This is a genomic window from Bartonella sp. AA86SXKL, from assembly GCF_042196885.1.
Genome location: NZ_JBHIRE010000006.1, coordinates 60,630 through 79,166 on the forward strand (window position 1 = coordinate 60,630; position 18,537 = coordinate 79,166).

Consider the following 18,537-nt stretch of genomic DNA (forward strand, 5'->3'; position numbering starts at 1 on the left):
ATCAAAAAAAAATACACCGCTTTACTATAACAAGCAAAGAAAAATACTTAGAAAGATGATCATGTTAAAATAACATTAACATCAAAATTTAAAAGAATCAATCATTTCGCTTAAGGATTTTTTATTTTTACAAGAGAAGTCTTTCAATCGTTGAAGGAGGAGAGTGTACACTTTATCATTACTCTTCGCCACTTCCTGGATTTTCTGAAAAATACTTTTCTAATTTATTTGGAACGCCATCCATTTCTTTTGCTTGAGGAAGAGGATCTTTTCGGGTGGTTAGATTAGGCCATTTGTTTGCATAATGAAGATTGAGTTCTAACCACTTTTCTAACCCTGGTTCTGTATCAGGTAAAATCGCTTCTGCTGGGCATTCTGGCACGCAAACACCACAATCGATGCATTCATCGGGGTGAATAACAAGCATATTTTCCCCTTCATAAAAACAATCAACTGGGCAGACTTCAACGCAATCCGTATATTTGCAGTGAATGCAGTTGTCGGTTACTACGTGGGTCAAGATCGAACTCCATTTGTTACTTTAATTCTCTTTAGAGGAAAGTGTGTGCGTGTTTTTATGATTGGTGAGTTGATCGCGTAGTACAGCTAGTTTCGCAAAAGGTGAATCAGGATTAAGGCGCTTTTCTTTTTGAAAGGGCTTATGATTTGCATGTTTTCCTTGGGATTTGTGGAACTTATGAGAGCGTTTTGCTTGTGATGGTGCTTTTTGAGGGGAATTTTCATTTTTGTATTCCGCTTTTTTTACAGCGTTCTTCGATTTATTTTGCCATTTATTTCCTAATTTATCACGTTTTTTTTGTGCATGGTGGGGAAATTGATGCTTATAATGCCATAATAAAATAACTTTATCTTCTTTTGTAGAGCGAGGGGATTTGGCAAAATTCCCAATAGGTTCAGCTTCTGGTAAACGATTGGTTTTATGGAGATGTTTTTCAATACCAGAGGATGAAATGTTTGGGTATGAGATATTTTTTTCTTCTCGTGTTGTTTCTAAATCGCTTATTGTTTGCCATTGACTTCCAACGCATTCTGCTGCGGGAACATCTTGCATTGTCTCATTGACAGGGGAAGAGGCTTGGTGTGCAAGGAGATTTTGTTCAAAAACAGTATTGCTTATGCTGTACGATTGATAACCAAGTCCTTTGAGGATTTCTTCCATATCATTTCCATTGGCCCCAAGAATGGACATCATGGCTGGTGTAACAAAAAAACTTTTTCCATCATAGGCGCCATCTGGTTTGGGATCACTTCCTTGTTTCCAATGAAGTGCGGGACGGATGAGATTGGCAAGACGTTCTAAAATATCAATCCGTACAGCACGTTGTCCTAAGATTCGGTAGCCGGCTAATTGATAAAATTGGCGGTTATAGGTAGAGTCAACCATCAAAGAGGTTCGACCAGCAGATAATGCTGAAAAAATTTCACCCAAACCAGTTTGATCTTGTCCCGCATTTTGAAGATTCCACAGGAGAGTAATGGCTTGAACCGGAGCAGGTTTAAGCATTCCGGCAACATAGATATGAAAAGCGCCAAAACGCACGCCTAGACGCCGAAGAACGGCACGTGATTCTTGCGCAAGGTTTTTGACAATGTCTAAGACTTCGCGGCGTGGTAAAATCCCTAAAGAGTTAAAAAGTTGTAAAGCAAGACTGTTTGTTGAATCTGTTAAATTATCAGCATTGCGCAAATCAAACAGGGGTTTTAAAGTCGTTTCAAAATGAAAGGTGACAAAGCGTTCTAATCGTTTCACAACGTTATTGCGGGATTCTTCCGTGAGTTGTTCATCTGCTAAAACAATTAGTTTTGGTTTGAAAAAATCTTCTGTTGCTACAAGTTGTCCTACGGGTTGACCAATCCAGCGCACAATTCCATCAGAACTGAGGGTAAAATCTCCATTTGCACAAGCACAAAAACGTGTCGCGCGTTTGGAAAAAGCAAGAATCAAATTCTCATTCTCTGTTGAAATTTGCTTCTCAGCTATTTGATCGGTACTGTTTTTGTTGGCATAAAAACGAAAACCTTCAAATTTACCCCTTCCGTGTTTTTCAATGAGAATATCATCTTGAAGAATCTCATTCTGTTGAACAATCTTGCTATCCATGATCATTTTCTTTCTCAGTGTGACACTGGTCAAAAGCTTTTTGCGACAATTTCATAATGGTGCTCTTTCTTTAACACGTTTGTTGCGTTTGCTTCAATCACTCTTGTCATTTTTTGCTGTTTCTTTGCGCCTTTAAAACTTGAATGATTCTTTTTTCATTCAGTTTTCATTCAGTTTGGATGCTTTATATTTGCAAATTACACTTATTAGTTGTATTGTAAAGCTAAAAGCATAAATAAATTCTTCGATTTAAAAGGAAACGGAACCGATTATCAAAAAACGGCATTTCTTTTGCATGATCACTTTAATTTTTTTGCTGTTTTGTCATGAAAAGTGAAGAGAAAGTTTTTTCAAATATTTCATAGGCTAAAAGGCATATTGTAAAGGCATTTTGCAGGTGAAATTGTGTCTTATGACAAGAAGTTTTACCATGACAGTAAAAAAAACAATTGCGATTATAAAATTACACGTTAAAGTAGTGGTCACAGAAGTTAACAACTTTTGCGTTCTTTTTAAGCGAAGAACAATGATGTCGTTGCCAAATCAATTTTGATAATTTTAATCGCAAGGGGTTATTATGGGTAATCTTTCAAATGCTGTTTATAAAAGCAGCAAAAATTATAGCGATGCAGACAAAAGCTTAGGACGTAATATGATGCGTTCTGCTATGCAAGCACCTTATCTTGAACGACAAAAAGAGCATGATTTGGCTCTGCGGTGGAAAGACAAACGTGATGATGACGCCATGCATCAAATTGCAGCGGCTCATATGCGTTTAGTGATTGCTATTGCTAATCGCTTTAAACGTTTCAAAATGCCATTGGGGGATTTGGTACAAGAAGGGTATGTGGGACTATTGGAAGCAGCTGCACGTTTTGAACCTGATCGGGAAGTGCGTTTTTCAACATATGCAACGTGGTGGATACGCGCTTCTATTCAAGATTATATTTTGCGAAATTGGTCAATCGTTCGAGGGGGAACGAGTTCTTCGCAAAAAGCACTTTTCTTTAATCTTCGGCGTTTGCGTGCAAAACTGATACAAGATGATAGTGCTTTGTCAAAACAGGATATTTTTCGCACAATCGCTGAAAAACTCGGTGTTTCCGTGCGCGATGTTGAAACGATGGATTTTCGTTTTTCCAGTTCTGATAATTCCTTGAGTGTTTCTGTTTCTGAGAACAGTGATAATCCCATTGCTAAGATGGATGTTTTGGTGGATGATAGTCCTCTTCCTGATGCTTTAATTGAGCAAGTCATTGATGGTCAACGGCGTACACAATGGCTTTACGATGCGTTGCAAATTCTCAACGAACGGGAGTTGGAAATTATTCGCTTTCGTCGCTTAAATGAAGAGGGTGCGACTCTCGAAGTTTTGGGTGAAAAGTTAGGAATCTCGAAAGAGCGCGTGCGTCAAATTGAAGCTAGGGCTTTGCAAAAATTGCGTTCTGCTCTCCTTACGATTCATTCAGAAGATGCTTACGATATATAAGCAGTGAAAGGCTTTTTGGGGGGAAAGAGAATATATTAAGTGGGGGCATATGAGAATATGATAAAGTCAGTTTTAGGGGATGTCCGGATTTGTTTAGAAATATGCCTCCTTGGGAGCGCTACTACAGAGGAAGATAGGGGGCTGTTAGTTGGAGGAAATATATATCAAACGGAGACCTATAAAGGTATGATGAAGTTGGATTTTAAAGTGTTCCTCTTTATTTTCGAATATGCTTTAAGGGGGAGGGCGTGATACAGACAGAAAAGAATCAAAACTGTAACAGATGAGAAGAAAGGCTTATTCTGTAATAATTTTCACTTTTGTACCTGCCGGTAAAGTTTGCGTTGGTGAGAGGGCGTTGAGGATGCGAAAGAGTTTTTCTTTATATGGTGTGTATTGCATTTTATCTGCAAGATTTGCAACGGTTTCTCCTTGTTTAACACGGACAACACGGATTTTTAAGAGCTGCAATTTTTTTAACTGTGAAGATGAAAGAGAATGAAAGCTTTGTAGCGTTTTTTGGGCAACCTCTGCAAAATTTCGAGAATTATGTGGAGCGGCCGTCAAAAAACGAAAGATGTGGTTGTTGAATGGAATGACAACCACATCAAATTGCCATTGATCATTGGTAGCATGGGCCCTTGCTCCAAGTAAATTTTGGCTTTGGGATTCTTGACGCATAAATTCTTGATTGGGGAGCCCTTGAATTGTGATGGGGCGGATAGATGATTGGTCTAGACCGATAATCCAGCCACTTTTCAAATAATCACTCGCAGATATTTCAGCAGGATGTGGAATAGCGTCAAAACGAATCGCAATTTTATCTGGTCCACTGGCCCAAACAGTATGTGCTGAATGTTCTATTGTAAAATTGTTTGGAACAGAAAAAGCTATGCGCAATTGTGGGTGAATAAATTGGTTGCCTCGTACAAAACCTGTATAAAAGCCTCCTCCAAAAATTATGCCATCAATGCTTTTGAGAAAAGAATCGTGATCAGATATTTTACTATTCCCTTTACTGATTTTACCCGCTTTTTTTATCGCAAGCCGAATGCGTTGAGGGGTAGTTGGGTGAGAGGCTAGAAAATCTAGAGAGGCATTTTGGGAGCCAGAGATATTACGAAAAGCACTATAGGCTTCCATTGTTTGAAGAAAGCGTGGTGAAGCAAAAGGATCATATCCTGATTGTTGGAGCATTTCGAGCGCAATGGAATCAGCTTCCAGCTCTTGATTGCGGGAAAATTGCGCGAGTTGTTGCTTGTTTTGCATAGGGTTATGAAGTTTTTTGCCAATAGAAGAAAGAAGACGTGAAGACATGTGATTTGTCATCTTTAATTGGGCTTCTTTTTGCAGGCGTAAAATGCCATGATTGGCTCTGATATGTGCTATCTCATGGGCTAAAATGGCTGCAACTTCTGAAGAATCATTGGCTAATGCCAGCATACCACGAGTGATGTAGATCGAGCCGTTGGGGAGCGCAAAAGCGTTGATAGTTTCTGAGTTTAAAATTGTTACAGAATAGCTTTGATGAGAACTATGTGATGCAACTGCCAGTTTACGGACAATCTTTGCTAAAAGGTGTTCAAGTTTTGCATCATGATAAGCGCCACCATACATTTGCAAAATACGTGGGTGTTGCAGAGCGCTTAATGTGACATAGATATTGTGGTTGTTGGTACGTTTGATCGTTTTAGAAGAAGTGGAAGAAAACCTATCATTTTGAGAAAAGGGTGTATGACAAGCTGAAAGGAGAAACGTTAAACTTATGAAAGTTGCTTTATACAGGCAAGAGCGAAAAAGAAAATTGCGGTGAAAAATGGGGTGCGTTGGACCATGGTGCACATTATTTCTGCGGAGTAATTTGGCAAATTGCATTTGTATCTTTATATCGTATGTTTCTTTAAGAAAGGCATTAGGGATAAGGATTCGTTTGGCTATATCACGCTTTTTGTTTATAAAAAATGACTCTCACTTATAAAAAGATGCACTGTAAAGAAAATTTTGTGAAAGGCAAAGTATGGCATGACAACATTTACGATATTATTAAATGGGGATGTTCATATCACTGATCGTTTGCTTAATCAAATTCAAAACAGTCGGGTAATTGCTGCTGATGGTGGTATGCGTCATGCGGCAGCGCTTAATGTGACGCCTGAGTTGTGGTTAGGGGACTTTGATTCATCAGATGAGAACTTAATACGTCAATATAGTCATGTTCCGCGTGAAGTTTTTCCCTCTGATAAAGATATGACAGATAGTGCTCTGGCATGTGAAAGAGCGTTGCAAAATGGCGCTAAAAAGCTTATTTTGTGCGGTGCTTTGGGAGGGGAGCGAAGTGATCATAGCCTTTCTCATATGACGCAAGCGTTGATGATGGCTGAAAGGGGTATTTCAGTGTTGTTGACAAGCGGTTTGGAAGAAGGTTGGCCGGTTTTGTCAAAACCTTGTTCGTATGATTTGCCTAAGGGATGTTTGTTTAGTATTATCGGTTTTTCTGATTTAAAAGGTTTAACTCTTAAAGGGGTAAAATGGCCAGTTTGTGACAAAAATGTGTCATTTGGCTCTTCTTTAACACTTTCTAACCGTATTTGTGGAACCTTTTCTTGCCATTTAGGTTCTGGAAAAGCTATATTGTTAGCGTCTGTGCCTATTCCATAAAGCTCTTCCAATATATTTTGAATAAGGCAGGGGGAGGACTAGTGATTATAAGTGCCGACATAAACAATATATTATGTATTGATCTTGAGAAGGAAAGGTTTTGATATGTTAAAATCAATTTTTAAAGTGGCAGTTGTTTCAGCCATTGGTTTCAGTTCAGTTGCTTGTACCACAAACGATGAACGCGTTGCACGTTACGGCGTAGGAGGAGCAGCAATCGGTGCTTTGGCTGGAACTGCTATTGCTGGAAGTACGCCTGGAGCAGCACTTACCGGTGCAGCATTTGGTGCTTTGGCTGGAACAGTAACAGGTGCAGCTGCAAATCAAAGAAAACAACAAAGACAGGCATCACAATTGTGCACGTATCGCGGTCGTAGAGGGCATGTTTACCAAGCACCTTGTGGACAGAGAGTTCCTGTACGGCAATTGTGTGCTTACCGTGATGCAAGAGGGGTGATGTATAAAGCACCTTGTCCGCACCGCGTTCGTTAATGGCGGTGCCGCTTCTGCGGCTTGACCGCATTTTCTTAAATTTTGGAAAAACGCCTTTGCTCAATCAAGCTTCTTTATCGGTTGAGCAAGGGGCGCGTATTGCGCTGGTCGGCCGTAATGGTTGTGGAAAATCAACTCTGTTAAAAATTGCCGCGGGAATATTAGAGCCTCATGGTGGCGAAATTTTTCGCCACCCGCGAGTGACGCTCCGTTATGTTTCACAAAATCCGGATTGTTCAGGATTTGAAGATATTAACGCTTATATGGAAGCGGGGCTGGACGATATATCTGATGTTCAGTGGATCAATACGCTTCGCACAAATTTAGGGTTTTCGGGGGCGGAAAAATTGGAAACGCTTTCGGGAGGCGAAAAGCGGCGTGTTTCATTGTTACGGGCCATTGCTGCAAAACCCGATATTTTGTTCTTAGATGAACCAACCAATCATCTTGATTTACCAACCATTGAATGGCTGGAAGCTGTTTTATCTTCTTTGCGTTCAGCGATTGTGGTGATTTCCCATGATCGGCGATTTTTAGAAAATGTTACGCGGTCAACGGTATGGCTTGATCGTGGCACAACCAAAAGACTGGAAAAGCGTTTTTCTGAGTTTGAAAATTGGCGTGATAAAGCACTGGAAGAAGAAGCCATCGAACAGCATAAATTGGGGCGCCAAATTGCTCGTGAAGAGCAATGGTTACGTTATGGCGTAAGTGCACGGCGTAAGCGTAACGTACGGCGTTTAGGCGAATTAAACAACTTAAGACAGCGTCATCAAACCTATAAAGGGCAGCCTGGAAATGCACTTTTGACAGCAGCGAAAAGTCATGAGTCTGGGCAATTGGTGCTTGAAGCAAAGAAAATTTCAAAATCCTATGGTGATCGCATTATCGTGAAAGATTTCTCTTTGCGCATTCAGCGTGGTGATCGAATCGGGTTGGTAGGACCCAATGGAATCGGAAAGACAACGCTCCTTTCTGTATTAATTGGGCAAGAAGCCGTGGATGGTGGAACGGTGAGGCATGGCTATAACCTCTCTATGGCATTGCTTGATCAGCAACGTATTTTAAATGAAGAAGAAACTTTAGCGCATTATTTAACGGGAGGAAGAGGTGATACTCTTGTGATCAATGGGCTGGAGCGGCATGTCGTTTCTTATATGAAAGACTTTTTATTTTTACCGGAACAAGCTCGCACTCCCCTTAAAGAATTTTCAGGGGGAGAAAGAGCACGCCTCATGCTTGCACGACTTCTTTCTCGTCCTGCAAACTTTTTGATTCTTGATGAACCGACCAATGATTTGGATATGGAAACTTTGGATTTGTTGCAAGAATTTATTGCTGATTTTGCGGGGACAGTATTGTTGGTCAGCCATGACAGAGACTTTTTAGATCGTACTGTAACGCATATGTTGGCACCTCAAGGTGATGGTCATTGGGTTTTGTATGCGGGCGGCTATAGTGATATGATGGCGCAAAACCAGCATGCTCTTCGCTTACAACGCAAAAGAACAGAATTATCGCAGCGTAAAGCACCTTCAAAATCTCATGCGGGAGAGCTTTCAAAACAGGATACATCAATAGATCATAGCTTGATAGGGCGAGAGAAAAAAACACGAAGTAAATTGTCTTATAAGCAGGTTTATGCATTGGAAAAATTGCCTGAAGAAATTGCTGTTTTACAGGACGAAATCAAAAAAATTGAGCAAGAGCTCTCTGATCCAACCCTTTATTGCCGCGATAAAGAACGTTTTGAGCGTTTATCAACAGCGTTGGAAAAAAAGAGAAATACTTGCACACAAAAGCAAGAAGAATGGCTAGAACTTGAAATTTTACGCGAAGAAATGGAAGCGTGTTCACGGTAATGTTTCAGATATTAATATCTAAACATTTTAATTCGTATTGCATCATCGCTTTTCTTTGATTTGTTACAAGAGTTTGTGGCTGATTTAGCGGGAACAGTGCTGTTGACGAGTTATGGCAGAGACTTTTTAGATTGCACTGTAACATATAGCATTTCAAGGTGATGGTCATTGGGATTTCTATACGGGGGAGCAGTGATATGATAGCGCAAAACAAGCATGCTCTTCGTTTACAAGGCAAAGAAACAAAACTACCTTTGCCGTGAGTTTTTTCAAAATTTCGTATATGGAAGTACGCCAGTTCCATTGCATATTTTGCTCGCTCTTAGTGTTGCTATAGCGCCCCTTGGAATTTGAGAGCATTCATAAGAAACATGCCCTTGTCTTTACCTTATGCTTTAAACATACCACCCCCGCTTATGATGGAAAAGCAAATGATCCTCATTAATTCTAACGTAAGAAGTGTTGTGATGAGGAAAGCTTACTGTATTTGATGTTATAATTTAAGTTTAAAAATGATGATTTGTTAAGATAAATCAACGTGTTATTGCAACATTTCTAGGAGGAGAAAATGATGGCAATTAAAACAAAGCGAACAATTTCCACATTGATCAGTTTAGAAGATGCAGCTGAACTGTCTTCTTATTTCCTCCGTAATGCGAATCATCTGCGTCCTTTTGAACCTGTTAGATCTGATGGTTACCACAGCCTAACAGCTTGGGAAACACGAGCTAATGCATTTGCTTATGAAAGTGCACAAGGACAAGCATACCGATATGCCGTACGATTAAAAAATGAAAACACAGTCATTGGTGTTGTGAATTTTACAAATGTGGTTCGGGGTGTTTTTCAAGCTTGTCATCTTGGTTTTTCTCTTGATGAAAAACAACAAGGTAAAGGTCTTATGTTTGAGAGTTTATCGGCTCTAATACGGCATATCTTTCATGTTTATCATCTGCATAGAGTGATGGCAAATTATAGACCTGAGAACATAAAAAGCGAACGTTTATTAAAACGCCTTCATTTTGAAAAAGAAGGCTATGCCAAAGACTATTTGATGATTTCTGGAAAATGGAGAGATCACATTCTAACCTCTCGAATCAATGATCTGTATGAGTCGGTTAATAGATTCGAATAAAGTTTTATTAAAAGTTCTATCAAGGGGCTTTTTATCAAATGTGTAAATATGCCGAATTTCTGCCTATCCTAAAAGATAAAGATCCTTAACCAGCTCTTCTTTTGTAAACAGCTCAGACTCTCATTTAGCGGATTTCAACTGCTGACCGCTTTCATATGTTTCTTTTTGTAGATAATGAATTGATTTATCATCATAATTCATTTTGTTCAATTTGAAGGAAGAGAGTCCTCAATATCGGAAGACTTTCTCATTTCAAATTTATTGATGTTTAATCATAAAAACACCTCTCTTGCACATCACAAACTGGGTTGGCATAGGTTGGCATACAAGTGAGGGTTTATGTGGATAAAAATGATTGAAGAACAAGAATAAAAATTCTCTGTATAAATCCTTTTAAATGTGAGGGCTGTTGCAATATTGTGTATTCTGTGATCGATAGTCTCGTTACAAGTTACACAAACGGCTTATTGTTTGGGTGAAATTTTTATACATTCATTTGTTTTTTGCCATTTTTTTTGTATTTTCTTTTCTTAAAAAAATTTCCAATGTTATCAATGGTTTTAATTCATACCAAGCGCATTTTTATAAAGTTCAATGATTGCTTCTTCTTCCATTCTTTCATGCTCTTCTTTTTTACGCAGCCGTATAATGCTTCGAACAGCTTTACTATCAAAACCAGAGCCTTTAAGTTCAGTGTAAACGTCTTTAATATCATCAGAAATGGTTTTTTTCTCTTCTTCTAGTCGTTCAATACGTTCGATAAAAGAGCGTAATTGGTTTACGGATATAGCGTGTGTTTGATCGGTTACTGTATCGTTCATTGTATTTTTCTCCAAGTTATATATTTTAAGTTGTTTTTCGACGACGAATTTATGTTAAAAAAGCTTGAAAACAAAAAGTAAATCAAGCTACACAGCTTTTTTACAAATTGACTTTAAATATTTTGTAAAATTTTTAAGATATATGCATTGATAAAAGGGCTATAAAAAGAAAAATATAAAAATATACGTTTTAGACTTGAAAAGCTTTTGAAAAAGAAGTGTGTAATTTGTTTTGAGAATTTGACATTATAGAGGAAGTTTTGTGATTTTAAAAAAACGATATTGGGTGCTTCAGAAAGGATTTAAGGTTTTTTTCTTGAGCATTTTGCTCTTGTTTCCCCTTGTTGTTTTTGCAAAAGCTGACTTTAGGGTTTGTAATACAACCCAACAGTCTGTAGGGGTTGCTCTTGGATATCGTACATTTTCAGGATGGGTGAGCGAAGGTTGGTGGACGGTACCCGTGACGGAGTGTAAAACCTTAATTGAGGGGCCTCTTGCTTCACGGTTTTATTATTTTTATGCGGAAGGGGCACAAAAAAAGGGGAACTGGGCAGGCTCTGTAACCATGTGTGTGCAAGATAGCCAATTTACCATTCAAGGCGTTCATGATTGTTTCCCTCGAGGATATCAAAAGGCTGAATTTAAAGAAATCGATACCGGAAATCAAACCAGTTGGATGATCCAGTTGACGGATGAGTCTTTGTTAAACAATTCAGTTATACCTTCTCTTTCAGGAAATTCTCCACCGTGAAACGTGCACGTAAAGTGAAAATTATTGCGACTCTTGGTCCTTCTTCTTTTTCTCGTTTGATGATTGAGAAGCTTTTTAGGGCAGGAGCAGACGTTTTTCGTCTTAATATGAGCCATACTGATCGTGATATGATGGGTGATTTGGTCAAGTCTATACGAGAAGTTGAAAAAACAGTTCGACGCCCCATTGGTATTTTGGTGGATCTTCAGGGGCCAAAACTGCGTGTGGGGCGTTTTGCTAAGGGTCAAGAAGATTTGCGTGTTGGACAAAACTTTACATTAGATAATCGCGATGTTCTTGGTGATGCACAGCGTGTTTTTTTCCCTCATGAGGATGTATTTTCGGCGATTAAACCAGGGGACCGGTTGTTGATTGATGATGGAAGGGTGGAACTGCGTGCGCAAGTTTGTGATGGTCATTCTGTACAGTGTCGCGTGGTTGCTGGAACCCGTATTTCTGATCGAAAGGGTGTCAGTTTTCCCGATACAATTTTGCCTTTTGATTCAATGACGTCAAAAGATAAGGAGGATCTTCAGGCTCTTTTACAGCAGCCTGTTGATTGGGTTGCTCTTTCTTTTATTCAACGTCCAGAAGATATTATGGCGGTGCGTCAGTTGACGAAAAGCAAGGTGTCTTTGATGGCTAAAATCGAAAAGCCTCAAGCCTTGGAGCATATAGAGAAAATTATTGAGGTATCCGATGGTATTATGATTGCACGGGGTGATCTTGGAGTGGAAATGCCTTTGGAAAAGGTCCCTGCACTTCAGATGGAGCTCATAAAAGCTTGTCGTTTAGCAGGAAAGCCTGTTGTGGTGGCAACACAGATGCTTGAATCAATGATTACATCTCCTGTTCCGACACGCGCAGAAGTGTCGGATGTTGCTACAGCAGTTTATGCAGGAACAGATGCGGTGATGTTGTCTGCTGAATCTGCTTCTGGTCGCTATCCTGAAGAAGCTGTGCTTATGATGGACCGAATCGCGCGACAAATCGAACAAGATCATACTTATGCCGCTCAGGTTGGAGCACAACATCCAGCACCAGAATCAACAGGAACGGATGCGATTTCTCTTGCTGCACGTCAGATTGCTGAAACACTTGCGCTATCCGCTATTATTGCTTATACGGCTTCAGGAACCACCGGGGTGCGTGCCTCTCGTGAACGCCCTAATAGACCCATTATTGCTTTATCGCCCATTGTGGAAACAGCACGGCGTTTGGCTTTAGTTTGGGGGCTTCATTGTGTGGTCACGCAAGATGCACGGAGTTTAGAGGATATGGTTGATCGTGCAGCAGCCATTGCATTTCAGGAAGGTTTTTGCAAAGGGGGAGATCGCTTCCTTGTGACAGCTGGGGTTCCCCTTGGAACGCCCGGTGCGACAAATCTCTTGCGTATTGCCTCTGTCTCCCAAGATGGAACGAAAGGGATTTGAGCCGTTTACGCATGGTGTTTTTTCATGCGCCTTTGAACAGGCTTTAAAAACAACGGGTGTGCGCCTCTTGTGAATGCCTCCATAGACCCATTATTCTTTTATCTCCTATCGTAAGATAGAAAGGTATTGCGTTAGGTCGTCCAGTTTGGGGATGGGAGCAGATGCGGTGATGTTGTCTGTTGATTTTGTTTTAGTTCTGAGGAAGCTGCTTTTACGGTAGGCATTTAATGGGAGCTCCTCCTTTTATTTCATTGAGGCATATTGGGGATTGCTTTATTGATGTTTATACGAGCGAGATGTTTATTGATAATGAGAATTTATTCTTTTTCTTTTTGGATAAGAGCCTTGAAATTGTTCTCATTTTAAACTTTTGCCAACAGAATTGAATAAAGTTAAAATTATGTGCCTAAAAAATCGTACTGGTATGTTATGAGAAAAAGTGATGGGTGAATGTGTTTTTAAAATATGCTTTGTCGAAGCATTTGCAAAATATTGATTTATAATGATAATTTATCGTTATTAAACTTGAATTAGAACCCCGAATTCCGTAAAATTCTCTTCAATTTATTTATGTTTTGTTAATCATAACTCTTTGTTTGCACGTCACAAGCGGGTGGGGCATGTGGGTAAAAAGTGTACAAAAATGCCTCTTATGAATCGTTTTACGAGCCAAGGGGGCTATCGCAATATTGAGGGCTGACTATAATGATGATGCCGATTTGCTCTTTCTTTTATTAAGCTTGGAGATTTTGAGGGGTGGGGAGAGAGGTATGGATGAATTGTTTGTTTGTTATAAGGATAAAGATGTCGGTAGAGAATGTTTTCAAGAGCTATTATTGTTGTTTATAATGTTTGAGCTTGTATGAGATTAACATACTCTTCGAGTTTGACTTTTTTCCTGCTCTAAAGGATGAAAATACTTAATTCACGCTGGTTTATAAATGATACGGTTCTTTTCGGTGGGTTTCATCGGATGGACATTTCAGGTGCAAAGACTCCATGGTGCTTGTATTATCAAGTGGCGGTGTTTTACGGTATAATAGATAAGGTTATTTTTTAATATATATTGAATATGCTTGATATTATCTAGGGGAAAGAATTTTTTGGCATGCATTCATAGGGAACATGAATATAGCTCTTTTTTTCGAAGGGTGCTTTATTTGTTTGTTGCTGTTGTCATTTATATGATTTTTTTACAAGGATGTTGGTTTTGTTATCTTATTGCGCTGTTAAAAGACATCTTATTTGAAATGTGGTGATATAAGACAGCCTCCTTGATATAGGAAGCGTTTGTGCGGAGGTCAAATATTCAGGGTAGGACTTTCTTGTTGAGGTTTAAGTTAATCTCATAAGTCGTGAGTAGCTGGAATCCTTCCTATAAAAAAACAGACTGTTTACAGACTGGTGTGGGGTTAAGAATTTTTATCCTGTGAGATGTGGCGGACAAGTCAAGTCTCTGGTTTATTACGCGCTGATGTACTTTTTAGAAATCTTCCTGTTCTTGTTCTTGAATGTTTGTGCAGTTTTGATCATCTTTGAGCAATTGGTTGGTGAGATTTTCAATGCGTTGTGTGGTGTCACGCATAATTTTCCCCATGGTGCGGTCTCTTTCGTTGTGGAGTCGTAAAAGAGTATTGTAGTCTTCTTGTAATTTTTTATTTTCTCGTTTTATTTCTTCCATTTCATCAATAATCATTATGCCAGCCATAACCGATAAACGATGGTCGCCAATTTCACCAAAATTGTTCTTTAAATGTGTGATATATTGATCCAATTGAGCAGCAAGCGCAATAAGACGACGTTCTTGTCCTTTGTCACAAGCCATGCGATAAACTTTACCATCAATGGTAACGGAAACAGTTTCCATACATTCAAACCTTTATCTATCAATGACAACACGAATTGTTTCCATTGCTTTAATAAGACGTTTGGAAACTTCTTTGTTTACGGACTCTAAGCGTTCAATTTGGGCTTCAGCTTTGTCAAGCGCTTGGGCAAGATGGCTGCGGTCAGCATTCATTCGTTGGATTTCTTCTTCCCATTCGTTATTTTTATTAATAACCGCATTGCGGTTTATTATGGTAATCTCTAAAGTTCTAAGTGCCTTTTCTAGGTGCTCTAAAGCATCTTGTAGAACTGTAGTCTCTTGGTTCATTGCCTTTATCCTTTGGGTAATTGTATCCTTTATCAATGTGTTATGCAAAAACGAATCACTTTCACTCTTGTGTTGTGTGCATTTTATTTTTAAGTATGTAGGATATTTTAGCAAGCAAAGCAGGGGATAGATATAAATTAAAAGCTGGATTTTTTGCGCGTATTGGCATAAATGACATGGATATACAGAACGCGTGAGGGGAATGTTATTAATATTATTGAAGTGGTGGCAAAAAGTCTCACGCTAATGGTTAGAAAATAGTATTTCTTGAGAATTTTAAGAGAATACGGAAAAAGCAACAGAATAACGTATTTAACGAAATGGTCGATTATTCATGACAAACACCCACCAACAGAATCAGATGGCCAATGCTATCCGTTTTCTTGCTATTGATGCGATTGAAAAAGCAAATTCTGGTCATCCGGGCTTGCCAATGGGAGCAGCCGATATTGCTACGGTTCTTTATACAAGATTCCTTGCTCATGACCCCAAAAAACCTCGCTGGCCTAACCGTGATCGTTTTGTGTTATCAGCAGGACATGGGTCTATGTTGCTTTATGCTCTCTTGTATCTTTCTGGTTATGAAGATATTGGCATTGAAGATCTCAAAAATTTTCGCCAATTAGGAGCAAAGCTTGCCGGGCATCCAGAATATGGGCATGTGGCAGGAATCGAAACAACGACTGGTCCTCTTGGACAAGGGTTGGCTAATGCCGTGGGGATGGCTCTTGGAGAGCGTTTGCAAAATGCCCGTTTTGGTGATCTTATCAACCATTACACTTATGCGTTGGTGGGCGATGGATGCCTTATGGAAGGGATATCTCAAGAAGCACTTTCCCTTGCTGGTCATTTGAAACTCAATAAGCTTATTGTATTGTGGGACGATAATAATATTTCTATCGATGGAGAGATTTCCCTTGCTGACAGTACAGATCAGATTGCGCGTTTTAAGGCATCTGGTTGGGAGACACATAAAGTCAATGGGCATGATCAAGCAGCAATTGCGCGGGCTATTGAGGCGGCACAAAATTCCGATAAACCAACTTTGATTGCTTGTAAAACAACAATTGGTTTTGGAGCACCCAATAAAGCGGGTACCAATAAAGTTCATGGAGCTCCTTTGGGCGCACGAGAAATCACTGAAACCCGTATCGCGTTAGGGTGGGATGCTGAGCCTTTCGTTATTCCAGCCGATATTCTTGATAATTGGCGCTTGGCTAGTCTCAATGCTGCTAAAAAACGCCAAAAATGGGAAGAAAAATTTGCTGGTCTTCCTGTTTCAGAGCGTGTGGAGTTCGAAAGATTGATGCGGGGCGATCTCGTGGGCGGATTTGATGGTGCTATTGATACTTATAAACAAAAACTCGTTGAAGAGCGCCCTGTTGTTGCTACGCGTAAAGCTTCGGAAATGGCTCTTGAAGTGATTAATGAAGTCGTTACTGAAACTATTGGTGGTTCGGCTGATTTAACCGGATCTAATAATACAAAAAGCAGCCAGATGAAAAGTATCTCTGCTGAAGATTTTTCAGGGCGCTATCTGCATTATGGAATTCGCGAACATGTAATGGGAGCTGTGATGAATGGTCTTGCCCTTTATGGCGGCTTTATTCCTTATGGGGGAACCTTTTTATGCTTTTCTGACTATATGCGTCCTGCTATGCGTTTGTCTTCTCTCATGGGGTTGCGGGTGATTTATGTCATGACTCATGATTCTATTGGTCTTGGTGAGGATGGTCCGACCCATCAACCCGTGGAGCATTTGGCTTGCCTGCGTGCAATGCCTAATCATTTTGTGTTCCGTCCTGCCGATGCTATGGAGACAGTCGAGTGTTGGCAATTGGCTTTGAAAGCACGCGGGACACCTTCTACCTTGGCTTTGAGTCGACAAAATCTACCGCTTTTGCGTCAGGAGTATGAAGAAGAAAATCTCTGTATGCTTGGTGCTTATGAATTCCTAACAGCTAGCGATGATGCACAAGTGACGCTGTTTTCTTCTGGTTCAGAATTGCAAATTGCAGTGGAGGCACATGCGGTGTTAGAAGAAAAAGGCATCCCAACGCGTGTGGTTTCTGTGCCTTGTTTTGAACTTTTTTCTCAACAATCTCTCTCCTATCAGCGTGCTCTCATTGGAGATGCACCGATTAAAGTTGCCATTGAAGCTGCCGTCGCCCAAGGATGGGACCGTTTTATTGGCTGTGATGGTGTGTTTATTGGTATGGAGGGCTTTGGGGCAAGTGGAACAATTGATGCCCTTTATGCGCATTTTGGTATTACTTGGGAAAATGTCGTTGCCACCGTTGAAAAAGAGCTGGAAAAGATCAAAGAAGAAAAGACAAAGTGACAGCTTGTGTTGTCATGAATGGGGTGGTTTTAGGGCATCATATTTTGTGCATTATTGTGGATAAGTGAGTGAGTGATCAAGATATTGACAATGTGGGAATTAATGATTTGGGATTGGTGAAATACCCATTTATTGTGTTTTAAATGTTGTGCTTAAAAAATTTATGAGGAAACATGTGAAATGACAGTTCGTGTTGCAATTAATGGGTTTGGTCGTATTGGTCGCAATATTTTACGTGCACTTGTGGAAAGTGGACGACAAGATATTGAAGTGGTTGCAATTAATGATTTGGGATCGGTGGAAACAAATGCCCATTTATTACGCTATGATTCAGTTCATGGGCGTTTTCCTGATATCGTTAAGGTGATAGGGGATGCTATTGATGTGGGAGGTGGTTTAATAAAGGTATGCGCAGAGCGTGATCCTGCTCAATTGCCTTGGAAAGATTTGGATATCGATATTGCTTTGGAATGTACGGGTATTTTTACTGCGCGTGATAAAGCAAGTGCTCATTTAGATGCGGGGGCAAAGCGTGTTCTTATTTCTGCGCCTTCTGAAGGAGCAGATCTTACGGTCGTCTATGGGGTTAATCATCAATCTTTAAGCAGCGAGCATCGCGTTGTTTCAAATGCTTCTTGTACAACCAATTGTTTGGCGCCTGTTGCACAAGTTTTACATAACACGGTGGGCATTGAAAAGGGCTTCATGACAACAATCCATTCTTATACGGGTGATCAACCTGTGTTGGATACAATGCATCGGGACCTTTATCGTGCACGTGCGGCAGCTCTTTCTATGATTCCTACCTCAACAGGAGCGGCAAAAGCTGTGGGATTGGTCTTGCCAGAATTAAAGGGATTGCTTGATGGTGTATCGATTCGTGTTCCGACCCCTAATGTTTCTGTGGTTGATTTGACATTTATCGCTAAGCGTTCCACAACAATCGAAGAAATTAATACAGCTATTGCTATTGCTGCACGAGGTCCTTTGAAGGGCATTTTGGATTATACAGAAGAGAAACTTGTGAGTTGTGATTTTAATCATAATCCTCATTCAGCTATTTTCCACAATGATCAAACAAAAGTGATTGATGGTAAGCTCTGTCGCGTTTTGGTTTGGTATGATAATGAATGGGGCTTTTCTAACCGTATGAGTGATACGGCAGTGGCTTTTGCTAAGACAATATAAGAGGACCTCAGGGTCCTCTTTTTATAGGGAAAAGTCTCATTTTTGTGCAATTTTGAGAAAAACAGATAGAGGCTGTTGTTCTCATGCGCT

15 protein-coding genes are annotated in these 18,537 nt (G+C 39.9%); 9 read left to right on the forward strand and 6 right to left on the reverse strand.

Annotation, left to right across the window (positions count from 1 at the left end; all coding sequences use genetic code 11):
- Positions 1-178 precede the first annotated feature (178 nt).
- Complete coding sequence (gene fdxA, locus ACFIO5_RS04250; RefSeq protein ID WP_375617846.1) at positions 179-520, reverse strand: ferredoxin FdxA; 342 nt, start codon at positions 518-520, stop codon at positions 179-181.
- Between the two features lie 21 nt (positions 521-541).
- Positions 542-2,122, reverse strand: coding sequence for a hypothetical protein (locus ACFIO5_RS04255; protein WP_375705117.1), 1,581 nt, complete (start codon positions 2,120-2,122; stop codon positions 542-544).
- Between the two features lie 577 nt (positions 2,123-2,699).
- Between ACFIO5_RS04255 and ACFIO5_RS04260 the strand changes: the two genes are divergently transcribed.
- Positions 2,700-3,611 (forward strand): RNA polymerase factor sigma-32, encoded by a 912-nt coding sequence (locus ACFIO5_RS04260; RefSeq protein ID WP_375613183.1) that lies wholly within the window; start codon positions 2,700-2,702, stop codon positions 3,609-3,611.
- Between the two features lie 297 nt (positions 3,612-3,908).
- Here ACFIO5_RS04260 and ACFIO5_RS04265 read toward each other — a convergent pair whose 3' ends face one another.
- On the reverse strand, positions 3,909-5,486 hold the full coding sequence (locus ACFIO5_RS04265; RefSeq protein WP_375680188.1) for a M48 family metalloprotease: 1,578 nt from the start codon (positions 5,484-5,486) through the stop codon (positions 3,909-3,911).
- 147 nt (positions 5,487-5,633) lie between these two features.
- On the opposite strand from ACFIO5_RS04265, the gene ACFIO5_RS04270 reads away from it, so the two are divergent.
- The 4 genes from ACFIO5_RS04270 (at position 5,634) to rimJ (ending at position 9,758) form a co-directional block, all read left to right on the forward strand.
- Positions 5,634-6,269, forward strand: a complete 636-nt coding sequence (locus tag ACFIO5_RS04270) for a thiamine diphosphokinase (protein WP_375617849.1) — start codon at positions 5,634-5,636, stop codon at positions 6,267-6,269.
- A 105-nt stretch (positions 6,270-6,374) separates the two neighbouring features.
- Positions 6,375-6,761, forward strand: coding sequence for a YMGG-like glycine zipper-containing protein (locus ACFIO5_RS04275; protein ID WP_375633448.1), 387 nt, complete (start codon positions 6,375-6,377; stop codon positions 6,759-6,761).
- Positions 6,761-8,623: an ABC-F family ATP-binding cassette domain-containing protein gene (locus ACFIO5_RS04280; RefSeq protein WP_375705123.1), complete on the forward strand. Its 1,863-nt coding sequence runs from the start codon at positions 6,761-6,763 to the stop codon at positions 8,621-8,623. The genes ACFIO5_RS04275 and ACFIO5_RS04280 overlap by 1 nt, the downstream gene beginning before the upstream one ends.
- Before the next feature lie 571 nt (positions 8,624-9,194).
- Positions 9,195-9,758 (forward strand): ribosomal protein S5-alanine N-acetyltransferase, encoded by a 564-nt coding sequence (gene rimJ / locus ACFIO5_RS04285; RefSeq protein ID WP_375629686.1) that lies wholly within the window; start codon positions 9,195-9,197, stop codon positions 9,756-9,758.
- Between the two features lie 560 nt (positions 9,759-10,318).
- On the opposite strand, the gene ACFIO5_RS04290 is transcribed toward rimJ, so the two are convergent.
- Positions 10,319-10,579 (reverse strand): DUF2312 domain-containing protein, encoded by a 261-nt coding sequence (locus ACFIO5_RS04290; RefSeq protein WP_005774567.1) that lies wholly within the window; start codon positions 10,577-10,579, stop codon positions 10,319-10,321.
- 262 nt (positions 10,580-10,841) lie between these two features.
- Between ACFIO5_RS04290 and ACFIO5_RS04295 the strand changes: the two genes are divergently transcribed.
- Positions 10,842-11,330 carry a DUF1036 domain-containing protein gene (locus ACFIO5_RS04295; protein ID WP_375633446.1) on the forward strand — a complete coding sequence of 163 codons (489 nt, stop codon included), beginning with the start codon at positions 10,842-10,844 and terminating at the stop codon, positions 11,328-11,330.
- Positions 11,327-12,763, forward strand: a complete 1,437-nt coding sequence (pyk, locus tag ACFIO5_RS04300) for a pyruvate kinase (protein WP_375633445.1) — start codon at positions 11,327-11,329, stop codon at positions 12,761-12,763. The genes ACFIO5_RS04295 and pyk overlap by 4 nt, the downstream gene beginning before the upstream one ends.
- A 1,483-nt stretch (positions 12,764-14,246) precedes the next feature.
- Here pyk and ACFIO5_RS04305 read toward each other — a convergent pair.
- Together ACFIO5_RS04305 and ACFIO5_RS04310 are read right to left on the reverse strand one after the other, a co-directional pair.
- Positions 14,247-14,630 (reverse strand): cell division protein ZapA, encoded by a 384-nt coding sequence (locus ACFIO5_RS04305; protein ID WP_375636496.1) that lies wholly within the window; start codon positions 14,628-14,630, stop codon positions 14,247-14,249.
- Between the two features lie 12 nt (positions 14,631-14,642).
- Positions 14,643-14,918 carry a DUF4164 domain-containing protein gene (locus ACFIO5_RS04310; RefSeq protein ID WP_375617852.1) on the reverse strand — a complete coding sequence of 92 codons (276 nt, stop codon included), beginning with the start codon at positions 14,916-14,918 and terminating at the stop codon, positions 14,643-14,645.
- A 334-nt stretch (positions 14,919-15,252) separates the two neighbouring features.
- Here ACFIO5_RS04310 and tkt point away from each other — a divergent pair, with 334 nt between their 5' ends.
- Together tkt and gap are read left to right on the forward strand one after the other, a co-directional pair.
- Complete coding sequence (tkt, locus tag ACFIO5_RS04315) at positions 15,253-17,259, forward strand: transketolase (RefSeq protein WP_375705118.1); 2,007 nt, start codon at positions 15,253-15,255, stop codon at positions 17,257-17,259.
- 180 nt (positions 17,260-17,439) lie between these two features.
- Positions 17,440-18,447: a type I glyceraldehyde-3-phosphate dehydrogenase gene (gene gap, locus ACFIO5_RS04320; protein ID WP_375705119.1), complete on the forward strand. Its 1,008-nt coding sequence runs from the start codon at positions 17,440-17,442 to the stop codon at positions 18,445-18,447.
- The last annotated feature ends 90 nt before the right edge of the window (positions 18,448-18,537 follow it).